13 protein-coding genes are annotated in these 21689 nt (G+C 47.2%); 12 read left to right on the top strand and 1 reads right to left on the bottom strand.

Annotated features, from left to right (window positions below; all coding sequences use genetic code 11):
• Positions 1–342: 342 nt before the first annotated feature.
• The 12 genes from ACZ43M_RS24205 to ACZ43M_RS24150 all read left to right on the top strand — a co-directional run bounded on the left by ACZ43M_RS24205 (position 343) and on the right by ACZ43M_RS24150 (position 20742).
• Positions 343–636 carry a WXG100 family type VII secretion target gene (locus ACZ43M_RS24205; RefSeq protein ID WP_464505065.1) on the top strand — a complete coding sequence of 98 codons (294 nt, stop codon included), beginning with the start codon at positions 343–345 and terminating at the stop codon, positions 634–636.
• A gap of 154 nt (positions 637–790) precedes the next feature.
• Positions 791–5419, top strand: coding sequence for a type VII secretion protein EssC (gene essC / locus ACZ43M_RS24200; protein WP_464505064.1), 4629 nt, complete (start codon positions 791–793; stop codon positions 5417–5419).
• A complete protein-coding gene (locus tag ACZ43M_RS24195; RefSeq protein ID WP_464505063.1) occupies positions 5412–5669 on the top strand; it encodes a methyltransferase in 258 nt (85 codons plus the stop codon). Before essC ends, ACZ43M_RS24195 begins: the two co-directional genes overlap by 8 nt.
• A 90-nt stretch (positions 5670–5759) precedes the next feature.
• Positions 5760–6062, top strand: a complete 303-nt coding sequence (locus ACZ43M_RS24190; protein ID WP_464505062.1) for a WXG100 family type VII secretion target — start codon at positions 5760–5762, stop codon at positions 6060–6062.
• A 41-nt stretch (positions 6063–6103) separates the two neighbouring features.
• The gene (locus ACZ43M_RS24185) at positions 6104–6406 is read left to right on the top strand and encodes a pore-forming ESAT-6 family protein (RefSeq protein ID WP_464505061.1); all 303 of its coding nucleotides are present in this window, start codon (positions 6104–6106) and stop codon (positions 6404–6406) included.
• A gap of 73 nt (positions 6407–6479) precedes the next feature.
• On the top strand, positions 6480–7667 hold the full coding sequence (locus ACZ43M_RS24180; RefSeq protein WP_464505060.1) for a DUF6382 domain-containing protein: 1188 nt from the start codon (positions 6480–6482) through the stop codon (positions 7665–7667).
• A gap of 661 nt (positions 7668–8328) precedes the next feature.
• A complete protein-coding gene (locus ACZ43M_RS24175) occupies positions 8329–9099 on the top strand; it encodes a PP2C family protein-serine/threonine phosphatase (protein ID WP_464505059.1) in 771 nt (256 codons plus the stop codon).
• A 73-nt stretch (positions 9100–9172) separates the two neighbouring features.
• On the top strand, positions 9173–11125 hold the full coding sequence (locus ACZ43M_RS24170; protein ID WP_464505058.1) for a protein kinase domain-containing protein: 1953 nt from the start codon (positions 9173–9175) through the stop codon (positions 11123–11125).
• Positions 11126–11139: 14 nt separating this feature from the next.
• Complete coding sequence (locus ACZ43M_RS24165) at positions 11140–11625, top strand: hypothetical protein (protein WP_464505057.1); 486 nt, start codon at positions 11140–11142, stop codon at positions 11623–11625.
• A 14-nt stretch (positions 11626–11639) separates the two neighbouring features.
• A complete protein-coding gene (locus ACZ43M_RS24160; protein ID WP_464505056.1) occupies positions 11640–16562 on the top strand; it encodes an Ig-like domain-containing protein in 4923 nt (1640 codons plus the stop codon).
• A gap of 633 nt (positions 16563–17195) precedes the next feature.
• Entirely contained in the window at positions 17196–18602 is a 1407-nt protein-coding gene (locus ACZ43M_RS24155; protein WP_464505055.1) for a M28 family peptidase, read from the top strand.
• A gap of 184 nt (positions 18603–18786) precedes the next feature.
• A complete protein-coding gene (locus ACZ43M_RS24150) occupies positions 18787–20742 on the top strand; it encodes a bifunctional 2',3'-cyclic-nucleotide 2'-phosphodiesterase/3'-nucleotidase (RefSeq protein WP_464505054.1) in 1956 nt (651 codons plus the stop codon).
• A 50-nt stretch (positions 20743–20792) separates the two neighbouring features.
• On the opposite strand, the gene ACZ43M_RS24145 is transcribed toward ACZ43M_RS24150, so the two are convergent.
• Positions 20793–21689, bottom strand: a complete 897-nt coding sequence (locus ACZ43M_RS24145; RefSeq protein WP_464505053.1) for a glycine betaine ABC transporter substrate-binding protein — start codon at positions 21687–21689, stop codon at positions 20793–20795.

The raw sequence follows: 21689 nt of genomic DNA, 5'->3' as shown, positions 1-21689 counted from the left end.
ACCTCACCCCCATTCTAAACCCACAAAAACAGGTTTATACCTTGCAAAGGTGAGTATTGGTGTCAGGCACCACCCGTGGACAATTGTCCTCCAACAGTGGACAGAGGGATGAACCACCAGCATAATGTGCTATTACTCATTTCGATGTAAAATGCCCTTTTCCCCAGACATATTTCTGGATTTTTGACATAGGCTTAAATTCCTGTTTTGAAAGCAGGATATATCCAACATTTTTCTCATGGTAAAAAGAACCATTTGTATTATTATTAATCTTAGCATTGGAATAAAGTTGGAAACTCGAGAATAAGCATTTTTTCTAGATAATTTTAAGTGGGTGAAGGCATGAAAATTGATGTGGAAATGGCCAATTTTCAGGCGCGGAGAATCAAGGAGAGCTCTTCGAGATTGACAGAATTGAAAAGCAGCCTGAATGCCATTAAGGGAAACCTGCATGATGGCTGGAAGGCAACTGAGATGACGTATATCGACAACGCCTTTGGTCAGCTGAATAAAAAACTCGCTGAAATCTCGGCCGATCTTCATAGCATTGGCTCGGACATCATCTCTGCAGCTTACGAAATCAAGCTGGAAGAGGACCTAAGAGAAGAGGCCGAAAGAAAGAAAAATAGTCTATAAGACCCAGAGGAGATCAATGGATCGGCTTCCGTTCGAAATAGGAACAAAGTCCGATAAACTTGGTTCAATCGGGAACGGCGCACCTGTTCCGTTCCCAAAGGACCCAGCTGGTGCCGTGTCTTTAGATTGAAGAGCAAAACAAGGAGAGATTTCGTTGATTTTAACACTTTTTGATCAGGATCAGGCTGTTGACCTGGCCTTGCCTGAACGGGTGACCGGCCGTTACATCCTGACAACAACCGATCAGAACAAAAGGACAATTGACCTCCTCGCCGTTGAGGCGGAGGAGGGCCAGTGGTACTTAAAATCGAATAAACGCGCCTGCATCAAAGGTGCAGACAACAAAATGATGCCGAAGGTCCCGGTCGAGCCATTCAAGACCTATACCATACACCGGGAAGATGGTCAGCCAGCCCTCCTGTACATCGACCCGCCTTCTCCGGATCGCAATATCTACACAAAGCATCATGCCACCGCCAAGAGTATCAAAATCGGCCGGGCAAAGGATGCGCAGATTTGTTATGCCAACAAACTCGTCTCAAGCACACACTGCGTGATTGAATACGACCATGCCGGCAATGCCACCCTCAGGGACCTGGGCAGCGCCAACGGAACCTATGTCAATGGAAAAATCGTAACAGAAACAAAGCTGGTTATTGGCGATGTTATATACATAATGGGATTAAAAATCATATTTAACGGGACAATGCTGGCCTTAAACAACCCGCATCAACTCGTGCTCCTTGATCGAGGTGCGTTCAAGCCCTTTATCAGCGAGGAACCTGCTCAGCAACTTGATGAAAACCTCGATGAACTGCATGAGGAAACTGGGACGGAAGAGCTGTTCTACCGGTCGCCCCGCTTTAAGCGCGATATTGAACGCAAAATCATTAAAATCGACCCGCCGCCACAGCGTAACGACCCTGACGAACTGCCGCTCTTGTTGATGCTTGGTCCATCGGTGACGATGGGGCTTGCCTCAATGTTTACGGGCGTCGTTATTTTACAAAACGTGCTTAGTAACGGCGGCAACATCATGACGGCGATGCCGATGCTCGTTATGTCAGTCAGCATGTTGATCGGGATGATTCTTTGGCCGATTTTAACAAAGCGGTTTGAGAACAAACGCCGCGCTGCCAAGGAAGCAATCCGCCAGGAAAAATATTTGGGCTATTTAAAGGAAATGGAACAGGCAATACAAATGGAAATTCAGCATCAAAGCGAGATTCTCCATGAGAACCACTTACCTGTTGAAAAATTGCTGGGCCGCATCAAGCAGCGCGACCGCTCGCTTTGGGAACGCTCAGCAGGGCAGAACGATTTTCTCACTGTACGCCTCGGACTTGGCGACTTGCCACTTGCAGCGGAAGTCAAATACCCGGAAAAGAAATTTTCGGTGGAAGACGACAACCTGCAGGATGAATTATATAAACTGGCCGCGAAACCACATGTCCTGCGCGGGGTGCCAGTCAGCCTGTCGATGACAGAGGAACGCATCAGCGGCATTATTGGCAAAGACCGCAGCAAGACAATCGATTTTGTCAAAGGACTTATTTTTCAATTAACGACCTTACACAGCTACGATGAATTGAAGCTTGTATTCATCTACGACAAGAGCGAACAGGAAGCATGGAAGTTTACCAAATGGCTGCCGCATGTGTGGACTGACGCACGCGATGTGCGCTTCATTGCCTCTGATGCCAGCGAGGTCAAGGAGCTATCATCTTTTCTGGAAAAAGAAATCAATAGCCGCTCTGCGGTTCCGGAAAATGAATGGGATGGCGCCGAGCAGCATTACGTGATTTTTTCGATGTGCAAAGAGCTCGGCGACAAGGCGGAAATGCTGAACTTGCTGTTAAAAGAAAAGCGCGATATTGGTTTCAGCTTAATCACCCTTTACGACGAATTGAAAAATTTGCCGAAGGAATGCTCGACCGTTATCGAGCTCACAAACGATGCTTCTCGGATTTTCGACAAGGACGATATTTCAGGGCGGTTTACCGCGTTTCGTGCCGATATCTACCTGCGCGGCGATGTCGAAGAGCTGGCGATCGGGCTGGCCAACATCCATCTGGCTGCACTTCAAAAGGCTTATACCTTGCCGGAAATGTTGACGTTCCTTGAAATGTTCGGTGTCAGCAAGATTGAGCACTTGAACGTGCTGACGCGCTGGAAGGAGAACAATCCAACTCTGACGCTTGAAACGCCAATTGGCGTGAACACCATGGGCGAACCTTTCAAGCTCGACCTGCATGAAAAATACCATGGACCGCACGGATTGATTGCCGGAATGACCGGTTCCGGCAAAAGTGAATTCATCATGACATTTATCCTGTCGCTTGCCGTAAACTACCACCCGGATGAAGTCGCGTTTATTTTAATCGATTACAAGGGGGGCGGGATGGCCAACAGTTTTACCAGCCTGCCTCATCTTGCTGGAACGATTACGAACCTCGACGGGGCGGCGGTCAAGCGCTCGCTCGTATCGATTCAGAGTGAATTGAAGCGGCGCCAGGCGATTTTTAGCGAAGCCAGCCGTCAGGTTCAGGAGAGCAATCTCGATATCTATAAATATCAGAAACTATACCGCGAAGGCGCGGTTACCGAGCCGCTCCAGCATTTGTTCATCATTTCTGACGAGTTTGCCGAACTGAAAACGCAGCAGCCAGAGTTCATTGAGCAGCTGGTCAGTGCGGCGCGAATTGGCCGGAGCCTCGGGGTCCACTTGATTCTCGCGACCCAGAAGCCATCCGGTGTCGTCGACGATCAAATTTGGAGCAACAGCAAATTTCGCATCAGCTTGAAGGTGCAGGAAAAAGCCGACAGTATGGAGGTCATCAAGCGCCCCGATGCAGCCGAGCTTTCGACAACGGGCCGATTCTATTTGCAGGTCGGTTACAACGAATTGTTTGAAATGGGGCAGTCCGCTTGGGGCGGGGCACCGTATGTTCCGGCGGAAAAAGTCGAAAAAAATAAAGACGACAGTATGGCGGTAATCGACAATCTTGGCCGTGTTGTGAAAAATTTGAAGCCGAAGAAGCTGCAGCTGCTGACGAATCCGCCAAAGCAGCTGGATGAAATCACAAAATACTTGGCTAATATGGCGAAGCAGGAGAACATCCGTGTGAAGCCATTGTGGATGGATCCAATTCCTGCACGGATTTATCTAGATCAATTGAAGAAGAAGTACGGGATTGCGAAAGCAGCGGTTGGGCTGGAGCTTAATCCTGTTATCGGAGAATACGATAATCCGGCTAACCAAAGCCAGGAGTTACTGACCCTTCCGATTACAAGAGACGGCAACACCATTATCTACGGTGTCGCTGGCAGCGGCAAAACAACCATGCTCTCGACGCTGGTCTATTCGCTGCTTGAGGGTCACACTCCGAACGAAGTGAACATGTATCTTCTCGACTTTAGTGCAGAAACTTTTGCCTGGTTCAAGGAGGCACCGCATGTCGGTGATGTCGTTCTCTCACATGAAAATGAGAAGGTTGCTAACCTATTCAAACAGTTAACGAAAGAAATCGAGAACCGGAAAAAGATTCTTGCGCCGTTTGGCGGTGATTTTAATGCATACCATCGGAAGGCGGGCACAACGCATCAGATCGAGCACCTCCCGGCCCTTGTGGTGGCAATTCACAACTACTCGGCATTTGCGGAAATGTATGAAGAGCACGAAGAAGCTGTTTCCTACCTGACTCGTGAGGGCACCAAATACGGAATTTACTTTGTGCTGACAGCGGCCCATACCGGCGCTGTCCGCTACAAGCTGCTGCAAAACTTCAAGCAGCTGCTCGTCCTGCAGCTCAACGACCAAACCGAATATTCGGGTATTCTCGGCTCGACCGACGGTGTGTATCCATCGAAATATAAAGGCCGGGGTATCTTTAAATCTGACGGGGTAGCCTACGAATTCCAAACGGCCAAGATTACAAACGAAAGTGAAGACATGTTCCGGTTTATTACTGATTATTGCCGGAGTGTTCGCGGCCGGTGGTCTGGCGCGCCAGCGAAACGGATTCCGATACTGCCGGATAAAGTCGATGTTGCCTACATCAAGGACCAAGCGGGCAGTATCCATTCACTGACAGACCTGCCGGTTGGCGTCGACAAACAGTCGCTGGATGTGGTGACCCACGATTTTACAGCTTCATTTGTGAATCTGGTGCTGTCCAATCAAACAGAGGTTCCGTTCATCGCTGGCCTGGTGGAGCTGGTTTCAAGTACAGGCGACCAGGTTCTCTGGTTATCACCAGGCAGCGCTGGCACTAATAACCAGTCTTATCGAAAAATTACCACCCGCACCGACCTTGAGGCAGTAACCGTTGAGTTGTTCCAAACGCTTGTCTACCGGAACAACACAACGAAGGATGCGCTACAGCAGGGCAACGAGGCGCCAGTGTTTCCGAAGCTTACCTGTTTTATAGATTCCTTTACGCAATACCGCCAGCTGCTGTCGGACGATGGCCGCGATAAACTGCAGGTATTTTTGGATAAAGGCGCTGGCTTGAACGTTAACATCATCATTATAGACAGTGCGGAAAACCTCAATACCTATACGTATGAGCCGTGGTTCAAGGCCAATGTCTCGCTGACAGAGGGTATTTGGGCCGGCAGCGGAATCGGTGAACAGTATCTGCTCAAGCTTGGCAAGGTGACAACCGAGATGTATCAGGAGATTCCCGAAGACTTCGGCTATGTTGTGAAGAAGGGAAAGGCCGTGCTGGTCAAATTGCTGACAGCTTCGGAACAGAAGGAAGGTGTGCTGATTCATGGATAAGCTATTGGTGGAAATCTTTATCCCGGCGGCGAACCAAACCTTTGATGTGTTCATTCCGAAAAGAAGCCGGCTCCATGAAGTGGCGGACCTGCTGACCAGTGCAGTTGGGGAGTTGTCGGCGGTGGCAGCCCCAATGTCGGCCACGGAAAAAATGGTCCTCTGTGACCGCGAATCTGGCAATCTATTAAATATTAATCTAACAATGGAAGAGCTTGGGCTGATCAATGGGTCGAAATTGATGCTGTTGTAGTTAGTTTGTTGATTTCTGCTCCAATCAACAGTGGCTATAACAGATCAGGCCCAATATTCCAGTTTTACTTTTTAAAGGAGGTGATAACCAATGGCGCGTTCTATTACGGTAGACCCGGCGAAGCTTGAGAGCACTGCAGGTAAAATCGATCAGCAGTCCGCTGATTACGAGAGAATTTACAAGCAGCTGTTCAACGAAGTGGATCGCATGGGCGCTGCGTGGCAGGGAACTGATAACCTGGCGTTCGTTTCCCAAATCAAAGGGTTCATGGACGACCTGCAGGACATGACACGTCTTATGCGTGACTACTCCAGCTTCCTCAAAAACAGTGCAACCACGTACCGCAACACTCAAAATGAAATCATTAGCTCTGCCAAGAAACTGACAAACTAAGGGCTTTTTCAAAAATTTACATAGGGTGGGAGGTGAAACACATGGCAGTAGAGGGAATTAAAATTACGCTTGGCGAGGTGTCCAGCACCGCCAGCCAAATCAGAACCTTGAACCAAAACTTGACCGAGCGGCTGTCTGAAATCAAGCGCGAAATGAACGCATTGTCGGCTACTTGGAACAGTGACGCATCCAACACGATTCGCGGCAATTTTAACGCAATGCAGCCGAAGTTCGAATCCTTCCGCGAGATTGTCGAGAGCTACGCGAAGTTCCTCGATAATACCGTTCAGGCGTACAACACCACTGAAACAAATATTAACCAAAACGCAAGCGCGTTTAAGTAAGACTTGGGGGGGCCGCTGACGCTTTTTAAGCTGGGGCCCCTATCTGCCAATCTAGCAAATGGAGAGGTCACTGATGACGAATTTTACGATTGAAAAATTGGGCTTGTCCTCATTTTTAATTTATCAGCTTCAGGAGGGCGAAGAACTTGACTCCGAGCAACTGGGTCTTCATGCACCGGGACTGCTGCCCTGCACCGCATTTGAGAAAGACGGTTCGGTTTTTCTCCGCTATGATTTAATTTTTGAAACAAGCCTTGAAACATTAACCTCAGCCCCAATGACAAAGGAAAGGTTGTCCGGATTTTTGCAGTCTATTTGTCAGACATTTACAGCTGCGGAAGAGTCCGGGCTTTCGCCAAGGAAATTTGTACTAGATTTCAACCATATTTATCATGATAATTTTTCAAATAGATTAGTTTTTATCTATCTTCCTTTAAAAAGTAATGTTTTTGAAAAGTTATCGCTGAAGGAGTTTTTCCGCGGGCTGCTCGGAAAGGTCCAGTATGGCGAGAAAGAGGATCCGCATTTTTTCATTAAAATACATAACTATTTAGCAGCCTGCTCCGAGGTGAATCTGGAGTGCCTTGCCAAAATCGCCGCAGGTGTCGATGAGATTGAGAATGAGGATGAAGCTTTTTACCGGCCGGGAAGCAAGGCGAAAACATCGGTTGCTGATGGATTGGTTACCTCCCAATACTCCAGCAGTAAAAAGGATAAAAAAACAGGCCAGAAGCTTGAGATTGAGGAAGAGGTGCAATACAAGCGGATTACCCGCACCGAGCTTGGTGATCACGATTCGCTCCTAAACCGGGCGGCAGCTTTTGGTGGAGGGACATCCATCAATATTATGCCGAAGGTGGCAGTTGACCCGGAAGAAGAGGGGACAACGGTACTTGGTGCGTTAGTACGGGGAGATGATGAGGAGGACGAGGGTACAACGGCGCTGGGAATTTCTCCAGGGGTGAGCCGCAAGCCGTATCTTGTCGCAGCTGGCAGCCACGAGAAAATTACCATTACCAATGACTTTTTCCGGATTGGCCGCGACCCGGCGCAGACGGACTATACTTCGAAAAACACGGTGGTGGGCCGGGTGCACGCCCATATTATCAGCGCAAACGGCGAGTATTTTCTCGAGGACAACCAATCGCGCAACGGCAGCTATTTGAACGGCGTCAAGCTGTCTCCTCTCTCCCGTGTCAAAATTAGGCACGAGGATAAAATCAAGCTCGCTAATGAGCAATACGAGTTTCGGTTGTTTTAAAAGGGTAACTTTGCTTTGGGGTTCCAGGGCATTCGCGGATATATAGGCGGTGATCGCGGATATATTGGTTTTTTCGCGGATATTTTGAAATTATCGCGGATAAGTTGTCCGGAATCGCGGATATCTTGGATTTTTCCGCGGATATATTTTATAGCCTTTGAAATTCAAAGCCTTTTAAGCGACCATTTTTAATAAAAACCCCTCATAAAAGACAAAATGCGCTGGAACAGGGTTGAAAGTGTCTAATAGAACGCCTCTAAAAGACAGAATGGGCTCGAACTGGGGCCAAATAGTCTAATAGAACCCTTCTAAAAGACAAAATGAGCTGAATCGGAGTTAAAGTGTCTAATAGAGCGCCTCTAAAAGACAGAATGGGCTCGAACTGGGGCCAAATAGTCTAATAGAAGCCGTCTAAAAGACAAAATGAGCTGAATCGGAGTTAAAGTGTCTAATAGAGCGCCTCTAAAAGACAGAATGGGCTCGAACTGGGGCCAAATAGTCTAATAGAACCATTCTAAAAGACAAAATGAGCTAGAATCGGAGACAAAGTGTCTAATAGAACCTTTCTATAAGACAATACGCCCCGGTGCCAGAGTCAAAGTGTCTAATAGAACCCGGAAAATGCTGTCATTTTACTATATTAACAAGTTGGTGAACCAAATTGAGATTTCAAGTTGCATATCACACAGACATCGGGATTCGGAAGAAAACGAATCAGGATGGACTGCTGTTGAAAACGGCAGTGACTCCAAAAGGCAAGGTGGGCCTGTTTGCGGTTTGTGACGGGATGGGCGGGCTTGCAGATGGTGAACTGGCGAGCGCAACGGTCGTCCGCGGTATGGCCGAGTGGTTTGACGAGGAGCTGCCAGCCATCCTCCAATCGGAAACATGGCCGGAAGAGCTGCACTCCAGTCTCAATGCCAGCATCATCGCTCTTAACGAGAAACTGTATAGACATGGCGAATTGAAGGAAGCCCAACTTGGAACGACGATAACGGCGCTCCTCGTTATTTTTTCAAAAAGCTACATCCTTCAAATTGGCGACAGCCGCGCCTACCATATCAGCGGGACCGGCATGACGCAGCAGTTGACGAAGGACCAAACACTGGTGGCCCGCGAGGTCGAGCGAGGCAATCTCACCGAAGAGCAGGCGAAAAAGGACCCGCGCCGCAATATTCTCCTGCAATGCGTTGGCGCTACAAAGGATCTCAATGTCGTAATCTCATCAGGAGAGGCAGAAGCAGGGACCTACCTGCTGTGCACGGACGGATTTTACCATAAAATTTCTGAACAAGAGATACAACAAAAATTGCAGCCAGAACGGTTCGCCAGTGAAGTGCAGATGACCAAAACACTGACAGAACTAATCGAACTAGCAAAATCGCGCCAGGAAATTGACAACATCTCGGCGATACTCGTCAAGGTAGGGTAAAGCCTGGGGACAAACATCTTGGTAAAAGTTTCATAGTTTTGCATGAATGAATACAGTTGCGGAGGAATTTTTCGTGATTCGAATTGGCACGATTATCGATGACAGATATGAAATATTAAAGGAAATTGGGCGCGGCGGGATGAGCGTCGTCTACTTGGCGATGGACAACCGGCTCCACAAGTCGCTAGTCGTCAAGGATATCAGGAAGCGCGGCAACAGTGATAATGACCTGCTCATTAACAGCCTGGTCGTCGAAGCGAACATGCTGAAGAAGCTTGATCACGGGGCGCTGCCGAAAATCTATGACATTATCGAATCCGAAGGCGACATTTATGTGGTAATGGACTACATCGAGGGTGAGTCGCTCAAGCAGAAGCTGCAAAGCGAGAAGAAGGTTGGAGCTGCAACGGTCATTGATTGGGCGAAACAGCTTGCAGATGTACTGGGCTACCTGCACTCAAGGAAGCCGCACCCGATTATTTACCGCGACATGAAGCCGGATAATATCATGCTGACGCCCGAAGGTAAAATCAAGCTCATCGATTTTGGGATTGCCCGCGAATTTAAAATGGAAAATTCCACCGATACGACGAATCTCGGGACAAAAGGATATGCAGCACCGGAGCAGATCGCCGGCAAGCAGACTGACTCCCGTACTGATATCTACAGCCTCGGTGTGACGCTCTACCACCTGGTAACTGGGAAAACGTTGAACGAGCCGCCGTTTGAACTGCGCCCGATTCGCGAATGGGACCTCTCACTTCCTGAGGGGCTCGAGCAGATTATTTTAAAATGCACCCAGGCGGAGCCTGAGCTGCGCTATCAGGACTGCGAGCAGCTCTCCTATGATTTGGAAAATATCAATAAGCTGACAAAGGGCTACAAAAAACAGCTGATGAAAAAATTATCGGTTTTCCTTGTCCCGGCGGTGTTGTTTTTGATTTTTTCCGGAACATCAGCATTTGGCTACAAAGGTATGAAGGATACGCAGTTTCATGATTACATCACGCTTGTCAATCAGGCGGGCACAAAGCTGATGGACGGGGAGACATCTGAAGCGGCCAAGCTGCTCGAGCAGGCAATTACGACGGTAGATTCGCAGCGTTCCGAAGCCTACATCAACCTGCTGGATATTTATATTAACCGCGGGGAAACCGACAAGGGTCTCGCGAAGATTGAATCCTATATCGCAGATAAATACGGGAATACCCACGAGAACAACGAAGTTCTCTTCAAAATGGGGATGACCTATTTTGATGTTAACAAGGACTATCAAAATGCCTTGAAATATTTTCAACTGGTGGATGCCGAGGCGATACCTGATGTCAAGTACTATCAAGGGCTGGCGCTGACAATGGCCAACCTCAATATGGATTATAAAAAATTCGCCAAAGATCTGGGCGAATTTAAAATGTATATCGATAAGCTGGCAAACGATGGTAAAAAGGTGGAAAACTACAATTCGCTGGCCAACATTTATTTGTCCTATAAAGGCCAGATTCCTGACGCCAATACGAAAGCGATAGAGCTGGTGCAAAGCGCAATGAAGGTGCTGGAAAAAATCAACAACGAACAGCTCCAGTTCAAGTATGAAATTGATTTTCAGCAAAAGCTGGCCCAGGCTTATTACAGCCGAGGTATCAACAATTCCGAGGATAAAACGGCGGCCCGTAAGGACTTTGAGGAAGCGGTTGAGCATTTTCATAATTTAATAGATTTAAACGTTCCGAATAAAGAAGAAGTGCTCGTTACCATTGGCGGGGTATATCAGGAAATGGGAGAGTACGGGATGGCTGTGGAGCAGCTTGAATACACACTCAAGAGCTATCCAAACGGAATCAACGCCTATGTGAAGCTCGGCAACCTGCTGCTTGATATCGAGCAGGCAAAGACAGATGAGGGTGCAAAGAATTATGCCAAGGCAAGGGACGTGTTTGTCCGGGCAGGTCAATTAAACGGTGCTGCAGATGATGAAGGCTACAAAAAGCTGACACGAAGATTTAATACCTTGAACAGCGCGCAATAGAAGGAGATGAGTAGATGGAATATCAAATTATGTTTTATGGCGGCCTTGCCGGAGCCATCATCTCCCTGATTGTATCGATTATTGTGTTTATCAAGCTTAATATAAAAGAAGTGCTTGAGGATTTCCTCGGCTTTCGGTTTGCCAAGCTGTTTTCAATGGGGAATAAGCAACGAGAAGCGGTAGAAAAACCGATTACGAATGAGATTGTCCTGAGAAAGCAGGACGCAGTGGAAGAGACAGCGCTGATGGGTGCTGAAACTGGTACTGCTTCAACGGCCCTGATGACAGCGGGTGCTGAAGTTGCCTCGACTGCGTTGCTGACAGATGAGACAGCACTGTTATCGGAAGCCGATGAAACGGCGCTATTGTCGGAGACAGGCATCTTGACAGACCAAACAACTCTATTATCTGAAACAACGCTTTTAACGGAATCACAAGATTCTTATTTTAAAAAAGAACTAGATATTGTTGTGGTACATTCACAAAATGTCATTCACTAGGGGGGGGATTAAGAATGGTCGAAAGGATACAAATCCATTATCGAAAAAAACGAACGTGGTACCTGACGCCGCTTGCCATCGTGCTGCTGGTGTCGCTTGTGATTTTCGGCGGCAAGGCGCTGTCATTCGGTGAGCAGGACCGAATCATTTTTCCAAGCGTCGATTCGAAGGATGGCTGGAACATGAATACCGGGTTCGATAAGAACTGGTACAGCAATAAGGACAATGTTTCCTTTGTGGTCGACCTGAGCGAGGACTATGCGGAATGGCAGACGACTCATAAAGGAGAGGCGCTGCCGGATGTCAAACCATTCGAGGTAACAGCCAAGCAAGGTGAAAAGGTGATTGGCGCAGGAACAATCAACTATACCCAACTGAAGAATCCAGACTTCACCGGGCGCTATCTCGTGGAAATTCCGGGAGCAGCTGAAGGTAAGGTAGAGATTACTGTTGCCATCAATGAAGAGAATAGCTGGGGAATCGATTCGTCCAGTGCAAATTTTTTCATCACCAAGGACAAAACTGCTCCGGATGTCACCCTATCAGCAAACCAAGACACAAATGACGATGTCACGCTGAACATTGAGATTACCGAGGCTAATTTTTCCAAGGATGCCGTTGAGGTTTCTGTAAAGGAAAAATATAGCGGCGAACCAGTAAGCATTAATCCGGTATGGACGCAAAATGACACAGTCTATACAGGAACGCACCAATTTACCACGAGCGGTGAATATGAAGTGACCGTGAAAGCCGCCGATAAGGCAAGCAACCAAGCCGAAGTCAAGACAACAAGTTTTGTCATCGACAAAAAGAATGCGGAGTTTCAAGTAACAGATACCGATCACCAGACCAAGATTGAAAACACCGGCTTCTCCCGTTCGAAAAACGTCCAATTTAAGGTGATTAACGGGATTTCGATTAATGAAGCCTATGTTTTGCTGAAAAAGGATGGGGAAGATAAACCCACTGAAGTGCCTTTGACTAATAAGGGCAAAGAGGCGACTAGCGACTACAGCTTCGAAGGAGATGGCAACTATAGCGTTGAGGCTGTTGTATCCGGACCTGGGAACGGCAAGCAGCAGACACTGGGGCCGATCCAGTTTGAGGTCGACAGTACCGTGCCGGTTGTAAATGTGACGGACGTTGACGGCAAGCCGCTGCAGGAAAAATACAACAGCGGTCAGACTATCAATATCGGGATTGCCGACCGGAATTTTGATAGACAGAAATCGTCGGTGTCAGGCACTCGGACCGATAGTAAGGGAAACAAAGTGAGCTTGAACAATCAGCTCTTCGTGGATGATAAAGGGATGGCTGCGCTTGATGCAGCAGAGGACGGCCTGTATGAACTGGAAATCAAGGCGCGGGACCGTGCCGGCAATGAAACGACCCGTTCGGTAAGTTTCACGATTGACCAGTCATTCCCGGAAATCAGCCATAATATTGAGAAACAGTATTACAAGTCGGTGGAACTAAGGTTGTCAGTTTTCGACTATACCTTTAATCTGTCTCAGACAACACTTAAGGTGAACCGGACATTCAATGGTGTCAGCGAAGATTACACAGCCCAACTTGGCGAACCGAAGTATGATTTTTGGCATGCAGCCTGGACGTACAAGTTTACCGAGGATGGCGACTATGATGTAACCGTGACTTCAACAGACTCTTATAACCGTCCAACCGAAAAGAAATTTTCATTTATCATCGACGGTAGTGCTCCAAAGCTGAGTGTCGCCAATGTCGAAAATAAATTGTATTCGGAAGGTGTTAAAGGAGTCGGTATTGCGGTTACCGACCAGACCCTTGATCCTGAAAAAATAAACCTTGTGATTAAGAAAGATGAAGAGCCTTACGCTGTAGCTCCGCTCAAGGTGAACGGCGAAACTGCTTCTAATCAGTACAATTTTACCGAGGATGGCAACTTTACGATAGAATTGGCCGCAACTGACAAGGCAGACAACGATGCAAAAATTGAGTCGATTTCGTTTACAGTTGATGGGAATTCACCGGAATTGCTGATTGCCAATATTCAAAATGGCGGCCATTATCAGGAATTGAAGGATATCGAGATTAAGGCAGCGGATGTGACGCTGCGCAACGCCACACTTGAGATTAAGCGGGATGGGCAAACCATCAGCACAGAGAAGTTGAATGTAGTCAAGGATAAACGGTTGAATAAGGCGTTGAAGAACGTTGATTTTACCGTCGAGGGTGATTATGAAATTATCTTGACGGCAACCGACTCGACAAACCGGGTTTCTGAGAAGAACCTGACGTTTACCATTGATGCCACCAAGCCGGACATTCAATTGTCAGGGATTGCCAAGGGCGCTTTTGTTAAAAATGGTACTTTGAATATTACTGTGAAGGAGCATAATTTTGCCGACAATCAGGTGGACATTACCGTGCTTCGAAAAATCGGCCGTGGCGATCAGCCAGGAGCCTATACAGAAATCGGTGAATGGAAAAATACCGGTGAGCTATCAACACTACAGCACCTTTTCAATCAGGATGGCGATTATCAGATTTCTGTTAAGGCGAAGGATAAGGCTGGGAATGAGGCTTCAGCAGACTGGCACTTCACGATTGACAATGCGAAGCCGGTAATTACCATTTCTAATAACGCAGACAACGGCAGCTATTATAATGAAGCAACAAATAAGACGGTAACAGTATCCGTGAACGAGCGAAATTACGAAAACAACCAGGTACGTATTGAAGCGACTAGAAAGCTAGAGGCTGATGGTCAGAAGGAACCAATTTCGTTTGGATCCTGGAACAATACCGGTGAGCAGTCGAGCTTAAGCCAATTTTTTGCAGAAGATGGCGAGTATGAAGTCACCGTCCATGCAGTCGATGCAGCGGGCAATGCCGCCGACGTGAAGACCGTTAAATTCACCGTCGATAAAGTGACGCCTGAGCTAAGTATCAGCGGTGTCGGTGACGATGAACACTACCGGACAGACATGCCAGTGGAGTTCAAGTTGACCGACCGCAATATTGATTTGGGCGCAACTACGCTCTCCGTAACAAGGGATGGTGAGGCGTATGCAAAGGTTGGCGTGCTTTCGCAAACCGGAACTACGGCAGCCCGAGCGTTCAATTTTTCTGAAGAAGGTACGTATGTAGTCAACTTTAAGACAAAGGATTTAGCAGGTAATGAGAAGGTGCTTCCGGCTCTGACTTTTGTTATTGATAAAACCAAGCCGGTGCTTGGCATCAACGGTGTGGAAGACCATTCATTCAACTCTAATGCCAAACGTGGAGTGACTGTTTCAGTTGACGAACGTTATTTTTCAACCAACAATGTGGACTTGACGGCAACCAAGGACGGCAAACGTTTCAATATCGGCGAATGGGTAAACCGTGCCAAGCTGTCGACGCTTGCCTATGATTTTGTGGAGGATGGCTATTACACGATTCAGATTGGCGCGACTGATAAAGCAGGCAACGGTCCGGTGACGGCGGCGAAGTCGTTCACGATTGACAAGGTCAAGCCGGCTATTGAAATTACTGGGGTCAACAATGGCGAGCATTATAATGTCGATAAACGTGTAACGGCGACGATCAAGGATGTCAATCTTGATGTGAACAAAGTGACTGTAACGAAAAATGGTGCAGCCTATCGGGTAGGTGGATTCGCGGTTGAGCAGAACACCTATAGAGATTCGGTGGCGACGCTGTCCCACAACTTCAGTGAAGAGGGCGAGTATGTGATGACCGTTGAGGCGACTGATAAAGCTGGCAACAGCTTCAGCCGACAGATGTCATTTACGATTGATAAGACAAAGCCGGTGATTACGCCAAAAATGAAGGGCGACGGCCGGACGCTTATAAACGGAGAGTTTATCAATAAAGTGTTCACGCCAATGTTTGTCCTCGATGAGGCGGAGGATAGTATTGTATCGGTTAGCCTAAATGGAGGTCCGAATGTGTTGGGGCAGATTCCAACTGCTTCAAAGGAAATGGTATACAACTATAAGGTTGTCGCTCGCGATAAGGCAGGCAACGAGGCCACGCTTGAAATCAGCTTTACGCTTGATACAACGAAGCCGTTTTTAGAAATTAACGGGATTTTGGATGGCTTTTTCAATAAAGACATTTCGCCAAAAGTGGAGTATCGCGATGACTATTTGGACACAGCGCGAACTTCTGTGACCTTGAATGGCCAGCCATTTAAAAATGGCATTACGCTAGATAAGGAAACCGATTATGTGCTGAAGGCGATGATTTACGATAAGGCAAACAACCTCTCAAGCCGGACGATTGTGTTTACGATTGATAAATCGAAGCCGGTGATTAAATTTAAAGAGCCGATTTCGAATAAATATTTTAACAAAAATATCATTCCAGAGATGTTAATCGAAGATATGAGTGCGTATGATATTATTTCGCTGACCTTGGACGGCGAGCCTTATGAGCTTGGCTCTCCCGTTAAGAAGGAAGGGAAGCACGTATTGTTCTTCGAGGTGAAGGACAAGGCGGGGAATATCCAGCAGCTGAGCGTGGAGTTTATCATTGATAAGACGAAGCCAAAGGTGATCTACGAAGGTGTCAAAGAGGGCGGCAAGTACTATGACCCTGTAACACTAAAAATGCATCTCGACCATCCGGCTGACATGCTACAGGAAATCACTGTCAACGGCGAGCTGTTTGATGGCACGACAGTCGAGGAAAACGGCCAGCCGGTCATTAAGGCAACCTTCAACGAGAAAAAGACATACAAGGTGAAGGTGACCGCCTACGATGAGGCTGGCAACGAAACTGTCAGCGAGCTGTCATTCGAAATCGCCGAGAAGAGCATGCTAGTTCAGCTCTACGAAAATAAACCACTATTTGCCGGCACCATCGGCGGCTTCATCGCCCTTATTAGCGCAGGTGCAGCGGGGCTAGTGATGGTCGCTAGACGGAAAAAGGCACAGGCTGTGGAAGAATAAGGGAAATCGCAAAATATATTAATTTAGAAATAGCAAGGGTTTATACCTTTGCTATTTTTGTTTTTAATTGCTATTTGTTCAGATTGCGAATTACAAAATTTGCAAACCTAGTTGTATTCTCCGAATAGGCGGAGAATTTCCGGCTAATGTATATAAGGGGTACTTAAGAAGCGAATATAGGCAGAGAAATTCCGGTTAACTGCTTTAAATAAGGCAAAATCTAAGGATTTGAATCATATAAGCGGAAAAACTCCTCTTATTTTTAAGGAAATATGGGTATTTCCCAATTTAGCCGGAATTTTTCCGCTTATTTATTACGCACTAAAATCAACAAGGGCCAAACCAATCAATCTCAAGGTCATTTTGCATTACATTTTTAATGTTTGCGATAGTTAACACAACCAGTTAGTTTTGTACCGGGTTCTTTTCTTTTTTAGGAAAAAATCACCTTTATTTATTGGTATTTCCTTTCTAATCAACATGGATTGACATTAAATGACTAGTATTCCGGGTCTCTTGTACTAGTTATTCTGGAAATCTATCAATTTTTGTAAAACTATTAAAGTTTACTATGTTAGTAATATCATTAATAATCTAGTGGAAACACTTACCAAAATTGATAGGGGGAGTTACATGAAAAGGAAAAAGGTGATGTCAGCGTTATTAACAGCGGGGTTGGTGCTAAGTGTGAATGGTGCTTATGCAGCGGGGCCGACAGGAGCACCGAATGCACAATCTGCTACTGCGTTTGACAACAAAATTATTAAGAAAATCAGTGCGGACAACATGTATAACACAATTGCCAAACTATCGGCACAACCGCGCGCTGCCGGAACAGAAGGGGAAAAGATTGGCGTTGACTACATAGCAAGCCAGTTTAAGCAGTATGGGTATGAGACTGAAATCCAGCCATTTGCGATCTATACCGTAATTAGAAATAATGTATCAGGATCCCTCATGATTGGCGGGCAGGACTTAAAACCATATGTTTTCTCTGGTTCATATAGTGCCGAGGTTACGGCTGAAGTGGTGGATGTAGGTAAGGCGTTTGCCGGAACCGTTCCGGATAGCGTAAAAGGTAAAATTGCCCTGATTGAACGCGGCGACATAACCTTTATTGAAAAAGTCCAGAATGTATTTGATAAGGGCGCGGTTGGGGTTATTATGTACAATAACTCTGGCACGTCTAATGCTTTTGGTCAAGCTACTTATGGGCAAAATATTCCTGCAGTAGCCATTACCAGGACACAAGGATTATCACTAGTTGAACAAGTGAAAAATGGTCCGGTCACCGCGGCAATTAAGGTAACCGGTTCAGGAGTGGAAGAAAAAACCTCATATAACGTTATTGCCAAAATGAAGCCTCATAAGAATAAAGATACCGGTCAGGTCGTTATGATTGGCGCCCACCATGATTCGGTACCGGGCGGACCGGGGGCTAACGATGACGCATCCGGAACTTCGGCTGTATTAGAACTTGCCAGAGTCATGGCCAATGCACCAATTGACACAGAGCTCCGCTTTGTCACTTTTGGTTCGGAGGAATTAGGATTGCTAGGGTCCTATCACTATGCGAGTACTTTAAGCGATGAAGAGGCTGATAGAATCGTAGCCCACTTCCAAATGGATATGATCGGCAGTAAGGATGCAGGCGGAGAAGGGAATCCGGCCGGCGGGCTGATCATGTACACAATTGATGGTAAGAAGAATTTAGTTACCGACCTTGCCTCCGCTGCCGGGGCACGTACAGCAGCTGGTGAAGTCATCCCATATGGTCAGTTGGGACGCAGTGACCACGAACCATTCCATCTGCTTGGCATTCCGGCAGCCCTATTCATTCACTCACCGCTGGAGCCATGGTACCATAAACCAACGGACACCATTGAGCATATTGACAAAAACAAACTACAACAAGTAGCCGAAATTGTCGGAGCCTCCGTCTACCAAATCGCACGTCCGGATACGCCGGCACTCGAAAATGCTAGAGTAGCACCAGGCCCAGTCGACTACGACTTCGAAAACCGCCCGCCAGGCGCATAATAGAGATGTATTTGGGATAATTTGGCATTTGGTGTCAGGCACCAGCTGTGGACATTTGTCCGCGTACGGTGGACACTAACACTTTTATGAATTCCTCCCTTTTCTGTCATATTTTTCATCACACTACAGATAATAAATGTGGTTTGAGTGATTTTATGTCAGTAAGGGAGGTTTCTTTATGAAAATGAAGCAGGTGCGGTTTTTGGCCGTGGCTTTATTTATCATTGCGGGGCAGCTGGCGGCGCAGCTTTTCCCGACACATGCCAAGGCGCAAAGGGAGGATCCGACAGTTCAATTACGCATACTTGAGACAACGGACATTCATGTCCACTTGGCGAATTATGATTATTATCAAACAAAGCAGGATGACAAGGTGGGCTTGGTGAAAACTGCCACCCTTATCAAGCAAGCGCGGGACGAAGTCAAGAATTCGCTGCTGTTTGATAACGGTGACAATATCCAGGGCAACCCGCTCGGCGATTATGTCGCCAAGGTAAAGGGGCTTAAAGGCAACGAAGTTCACCCAGTAACAAGGTCCTTCAATCACCTTAACTATGATGGTACTACCGTGGGCAACCACGAATTCAATTATGGCCTCGACTTTTTGAACCAAGCCCTGAAAGGCGCAAAAATGCCGGTCGTCAATGCCAATGTTTACGATGCCAAAACCGGCAAGCCGTACTTTGAACCGTATGCCATTTTTAATAAAAAGGTCGTAGATGAACAAGGCAAAAACCATGTCATCAAGGTAGGGGTCATCGGTTTTGTCCCGCCGCAAATCATGGAATGGGATAAAGCCAATCTTGAAGGCAAGGTCATCACTAAATCGATTGTCGAATCGGCGAAGAAATATATTCCGGAAATGAAGAAGAAGGGTACCGACGTGGTTGTCGCCCTCGCGCATACCGGAATCAGCGCCGAGCCGTACCGTCCTGACATGGAAAACGCCGCTTACTACTTAACAGAAATCAAAGACATTGATGCCATCCTGACAGGGCATTCGCATAACCTGTTCCCAGGACCGCTGTATGCCAGCCTGCCAAATACCAATCTTGAAAAAGGTACGATTAACGGCAAACCAGTCGTCATGGCGGGGTCGTTCGGAAGCCATCTGGGAGTTATCGACCTGACGCTGCAAAAAACACGAGGAAAATGGGCTGTCACGAATGGCACTGGGGCACTTCGTCCAATTGCCGATGCGGCAGGGAAGTCGCTCGTCGCTGCCGACGAAGCATTAATGAAGGAAATTTTACCGGAGCATGAAGGTACGATTAAGTATGTCAGCCAGCCAATCGGCGAAACAACGGCACCAATTTTCAGCTATTTCGCCCTGGTACAGGATGACCCGTCTGTGCAAATCGTCAATAATGCCCAGACCGAATATTTGGTGGAAAAATTAAAAGATCCGACGTATAGCAAATATGCCGGAGTCCCTGTTCTTTCAGCAGCAGCGCCATTCAAGGCGGGCGGGCGCGGCGGCCCAGATTACTACACCGATATTCCGGCCGGAACACTGGCAGTCAAAAACGTCGCTGACTTGTATCTGTATCCGAACACCTTGCAAGCCGTGTTGATAAACGGAGCCCAGCTGAAGGAATGGCTCGAAATGAGCGCGGGGCAATTTAATCAGCTCAACCCGGCGCAAACCGGTGAGCAGCAGCTGATTAATCCGGACTTCCCATCCTATAACTTTGATATTATTGATGGGGTCCAGTATCAAATCGATGTGACTAAACCAGCGAAATACGACCGAAACGGCAATGTCGTGAATGCAAATACAAGCCGGGTCGTCAACCTGACCTACCAAGGCAAACCAGTCTCGCCGGAGCAGCAGTTTATTGTCGCGACAAACAATTACCGTGCCACAAGCAAGACCTTCCCTGGCGTCAGCAAAGGGCAGGTCATTCTGGAGTCACCTGATGAAAACCGGCAGATTATCACCAACTACATTCAGAATAACAAAACCATCAACCCATCCGCTGACCAAAACTGGTCGCTGGCGAAATTCCAAGGTACGGTCACACCAGTGTTTGACTCGTCGCCAAAGGCAAAAACCTTTGCAGAAAAACTGGAAAACATCCGCTATATCGGACCGTCATCCGGTGGTTTTGCAAAATATTCGATTGATTTAACCCAATAATTTTTATGGAAAAAAGGAACGAAGGCGGTCTTCGTTCCCTTTTTTTCGTGTTATTTCAAATCCTCAATGGAATCAATGTCCATATACGCTGGCACAACAAGCCCAAGCTTTGTCCCCTCTAGGTTCGGGCCGAGGTCTTCAAATTTACCTTTATACTTTTTATAGTAATCTTCGTGGGTTGACGGCAGCCAGGCGGCAACAATGCCATCAAGGCTTCCATCGGCAACGCCGGTCCACATCGGGCCAGCTTCGACTTGTCGTAGAGTCACCTTATAGCCGAGACCCTCAAGGACTTTCCCGACTACATTGGTGCTGGCGATTTCACTGTCCCAGGCTACGTAACCAAGGGTGATTTTATCACCGGAAACTTTCGAAACGCCATCGGTCCATTCAGCCACCTTATCGGCGTTGTCTTCGACCCATTTTGCCGCAGCATCTTCAGGCTCAGTGCCGTCTTGGACCTCATTCATCACCACTGCCATATCATCCGGTGTCCAGTTGAACTGGTCAAGAACCTGATACGCTTCCGGAAGATCATCCTTTAATCCTGTTCTCACTATTGTGTTAATCGTTTCTTCTTGTCCATACACACCCTTAGGGTCTTCCAGGTATTTTAAATCAAAGCTGGCGAACATCCAGTGTGGTGTCCAGCCTGTGACGATAATTGGCTCTTTTTTGTCATAGGCTTTCTTTAGCGCCGCGGTCATCGCCGCACCTGAACCTTCGACAAGCGTCCAGTCATCCAAGCCATATTCCTCAACGACTTTGTTAGTAGCCTTCATTAGACCGGCACCAGGGTCAATCCCGATAATTTCGTAATCGACGCTTTCGCCGACAGAGGAAGCCTTATCCGAGCCCGAACCACCCTCGGTTTTTTCTGAGCCGCAGGCGGCTAGTCCCATTGTCAATAATGCAGCAGATAACAGTAGTCCCCATTTTTTCTTCAT

Source organism: Neobacillus sp. B24 (assembly GCF_055381825.1).
This window is presented reverse-complemented; position numbering and strand designations above follow the sequence as displayed.

Bases quoted from the DNA above. Each gene is read 5' to 3' on its own strand.
- ACZ43M_RS24155 (WP_464505055.1), top strand. From the start codon at position 17,196: ATGAAAAGGAAAAAGGTGATGTCAGCGTTATTAACAGCGGGGTTGGTG.
- ACZ43M_RS24160 (WP_464505056.1), top strand. From the start codon at position 11,640: ATGGTCGAAAGGATACAAATCCATTATCGAAAAAAACGAACGTGGTAC.
- ACZ43M_RS24195 (WP_464505063.1), top strand. From the start codon at position 5,412: ATGGATAAGCTATTGGTGGAAATCTTTATCCCGGCGGCGAACCAAACC.
- ACZ43M_RS24150 (WP_464505054.1), top strand. From the start codon at position 18,787: ATGAAGCAGGTGCGGTTTTTGGCCGTGGCTTTATTTATCATTGCGGGG.
- ACZ43M_RS24165 (WP_464505057.1), top strand. From the start codon at position 11,140: ATGGAATATCAAATTATGTTTTATGGCGGCCTTGCCGGAGCCATCATC.
- ACZ43M_RS24185 (WP_464505061.1), top strand. From the start codon at position 6,104: ATGGCAGTAGAGGGAATTAAAATTACGCTTGGCGAGGTGTCCAGCACC.
- ACZ43M_RS24145 (WP_464505053.1), bottom strand. From the start codon at position 21,689: ATGAAGAAAAAATGGGGACTACTGTTATCTGCTGCATTATTGACAATG.
- ACZ43M_RS24205 (WP_464505065.1), top strand. From the start codon at position 343: ATGAAAATTGATGTGGAAATGGCCAATTTTCAGGCGCGGAGAATCAAG.
- ACZ43M_RS24180 (WP_464505060.1), top strand. From the start codon at position 6,480: ATGACGAATTTTACGATTGAAAAATTGGGCTTGTCCTCATTTTTAATT.
- ACZ43M_RS24190 (WP_464505062.1), top strand. From the start codon at position 5,760: ATGGCGCGTTCTATTACGGTAGACCCGGCGAAGCTTGAGAGCACTGCA.